1 protein-coding gene is annotated in these 3,884 nt (G+C 49.4%); it reads left to right on the plus strand.

Going from position 1 to position 3,884, the window contains the following annotated elements; translation table 11 throughout:
* A partial coding sequence (locus M2125_RS10845; RefSeq protein WP_280742974.1) for a beta strand repeat-containing protein occupies positions 1–3,884 on the plus strand: 3,884 nt, incomplete at both ends.

Consider the following 3,884-nt stretch of genomic DNA (forward strand, 5'->3'; position numbering starts at 1 on the left):
AGTACCACTAATGCAGTAACTGTAGCCGGCATCATCTCTGGTGGTAATGCCCTGACTATTGGGTCAACTGGCAATACTGGTACTGTCATCCTCTCTGGTGCTAATACCTACACCGGTAACACCACCGTTTCAGGCGGTACTCTTCAGTTTGGCAATGCTTATGTCACCACTACTAGCGCAGTTACTAGCTCCCCAATTGGTACTGGCAATATCACCATCAATGCAGGCGCCACTCTAGATCTCAATGGTTATAACTTTGGAACTAGCACTCAAACCAGTAACGTACCAGCGATTACGATGGTTGGTGCCGGTACAGGCACTAGCCAAGCGAGCTTAATTAATAGTGCTGCTGCGGCAAGTGGTGCAGTAATCGAATACGGCGCTATCAACCTAACCAAGATTGCTGGTACTGCAGGCACCTTAGTTGATTACATCGGTCAAATCACAAACTCCAATAGCAACACCTTAACGATTGCCGGCATCATCGCTGATGGAGCAGGTAGCAATGCGGCTGGATTGCAAGTCGGTGGTACTGGTTACTTGGGTACGGTAATCTTTAAGGGTGCTAACACCTATGCCGGTAGTACAACGATTTCTGCGGGTACTTTGCGCATCGCTACTGGCGGCACAACTGGCGCAACCTCTGGCGCAGTCACTATTACTAGCGCTACCCTAGATCTACAAACTGCCTTGACGATTAGCTCACTCACTATGTCAGGTACTTCTCCGGCGATTACCAATAGCTCAGGTATTTCATCATTAACAGTGGGTGGTGCATCTACACTGGCTAATAGCATCATTACAAGCGGCACCCAAACCTATACTGGCGCAGTGACCCTGGGTTCGAATACTGCTATTTCAACAACAAATGCCAATGTTAGCTTTGGCTCTACAGTGGATAGCACCGCTGCTAGTTACTATGGCCTAGCCATTAACACTGGTAGCACTTCAAGTAGTGGTAACGTCAACTTTACTGGCGCCGTCGGCGCTAACAGTAGTTCGAGCGCACTGGGTTATCTATGTATTAATGCATCAGGCTGCAATGCTTCGACAGTAGGCACAGCAACTGGATATGGCACTACCACCCTAGGTGGCAGTGTCACTACTAGTGGTGCTCAGGGTTATGGTGGCAACCTCACATTGACCGCTGTAGGACTCTCACTTTCCAGTAGCAATGCTCCTATTAATATCGCTGGCAACGTAACAGGAGATATTCCGGGATCGAGCAATATTTTGCAATTATTGTCTGGCGGATCTTATATATTGAATGGCACGACCACTACAGATATTGGCTCAACTTCTTATAGCAGCTCAATTGCTGGAGGGACTCTTGCATACAACGGCACACTATTTACATGGACACCAAGTAGCACTCAATCCACCACTTATTTGGTTGTTGGTGGTGGCGGCGCAGGTGGAAGCAATGGTGGTGGCGGTGGTGGCGGCGGCGGTGTTTTGTCGGACACCGTTTCTTTAACGGGTAACACTACTTATTCCATTACCGTGGGAACGTATGGCTCAGGTTCCTATAACAGCATTGGCGGTAATGGTAGCCTTTCGAGTCTGTCAGGTGGAACGATTACAACTGTTACTGCTTATGGTGGCGGTGGCGGTGGCCAGACTAATGCCCCTAGTGGAACATTTGGCTCTGGCGGTGGCGGTGGAAATCGCTCTGGTGCAACAGGAGCTGCGGGTACATCTGGCCAAGGAAACTCCGGAGGATCTTACAGTAGTGGGTTTATCGCTGGCGGCGGCGGCGGCGCTGGCGGTGCTGGTGCAAATAACGGTACTGGTGGGGCTGGAGCTCCCTCATCCATTACAGGGACGCAAGTTTATTATGGAGCTGGTGGTGGTGGCGGCGGCGGCGGCGCTGGTTATGGTGTAGGCGGTTCCAGTGCTGCAGGCAACGGCAGCACTAACGGCGGTACTTCAGGTGGCAACGCTACTGGTTATGGTAACGGCGGCGGTGGTGGCACTAGTAACGGAACTGGCACCGGTGGTAATGGTTCAGCAGGTACTGCTATTTTGAGTTATGCAGTATCGTCCAACCCAAGTTTTACTATTTCATCTGGCTCTGGCGCGGTCACTTTGGGCGGGGCTTCAAGTCTCTCCACTTTAACTATTAACTCTACATCTGGTGCAAGCGCAATTAGTGGCGCGATTAGTGGATCAGTCGCGCTTGCTTATAACTCTGGCTCTGGTTACACCGGTTCTAACTCAGGTGTGCTTAATCTCTCTGGTGCTAATACCTACACCGGTAACACCACCGTTTCAGGCGGTACTCTTCAGTTTGGCAATGCTTATGTCACCACTACTAGCGCAGTTACTAGCTCCCCAATTGGTACTGGCAATATCACCATCAATGCAGGCGCCACTCTAGATCTCAATGGTTATAACTTTGGAACTAGCACTCAAACCAGTAACGTACCAGCGATTACGATGGTTGGTGCCGGTACAGGCACTAGCCAAGCGAGCTTAATTAATAGTGCTGCTGCGGCAAGTGGTGCAGTAATCGAATACGGCGCTATCAACCTAACCAAGATTGCTGGTACTGCAGGCACCTTAGTTGATTACATCGGTCAAATCACAAACTCCAATAGCAACACCTTAACGATTGCCGGCATCATCGCTGATGGAGCAGGTAGCAATGCGGCTGGATTGCAAGTCGGTGGTACTGGTTACTTGGGTACGGTAATCTTTAAGGGTGCTAACACCTATACCGGTGGCACTACTGTAAGCGGCGGCACTTTGATTGTGAGCAATAACAGTGCGCTTGGAGTAGGCACATTGGCGATGTCGGGCGCCACCACTTTACAGGCTGGAGCTACTACTGTGAGCCTCAGCAACCCCATCACGCTCTCTGGTGCCGCCACCATCAATGCGCCAAACGGAGATACATTTACGCTTTCAGGAAAAGTTACCGACAATAGCTATGGTGTAGTTGTTTCTGGTGCTGGCAATATTAGCCTCACAAATTCATTAAATAGTATTTCTGCTCTAGCAAGCTCCGGAACTGTTGGCGCCTTGGCCGTAACAGATTCCGCTGCATTGGCCTTGAGATCAATCACTATCGGCGGCTCTACTTATTCCGGTTTAGCTACCGCAAGTATGGATATTGAGACTACAACAGGCAATATCACAATCGCCAATAACCTATCTGCTACCAGCACATCTGCTACGGCAATTGTGATTGATGCTGGCAATACTTTGTTGCAGGGTGCAACATCTACTGGCAGCGATATTTTGATTAGTGGCACACCAACAATTACTGTTGGTTCTGGTGGTAGGGCAACGTTGTATACCGGAACAATTTCAGGTAGCGGAACATTCACAACCGCATTAGTCGCAAATGGTAACTATCGCTACAACAGTACTAAATCTACAGCTGGATACTCAGCTACCTTAGGGTCTGGTGTTTATGCGGTATATCGTCAACAGCCTACATTGACAGTTACTGCCAATAACGTAAACATGACTTATGGCGCAAGCAGTCTGCCAACTATTTCTGCAGCTTACTCTGGTCTGATCAATGGAGATGCAGCTTCTTCAATTACCGTTGGCACTGTGAGTAGTACTGCACCTGTTTATAGTGCAGGTGTGAGCGCAACTGGCAATGCTGGATTGACATACACTATTGCACCAACTGGCTATACCAATAGTTTGGGATATGCTATCTCCAATGTTGCTGGCGTATTAACTATGGTGGCAGCGCCGCTGACTATTACCGCCACCGCTACGAATATGACTTACGGTGCTACGAGCTTGCCAAGTTTGGCTTATACCTATAGTGCCTTAGCGAACGGCAATACCAATACCATCTTTAGTGGGGCACTGAGCACTAATGCGACGGTTTACGCTGCTGGCACAAGCGCTACTGGTAATGC

Source organism: Polynucleobacter sphagniphilus, from assembly GCF_029892205.1.
GTDB classification, from domain to species: Bacteria; Pseudomonadota; Gammaproteobacteria; order Burkholderiales; family Burkholderiaceae; genus Polynucleobacter; species Polynucleobacter sphagniphilus.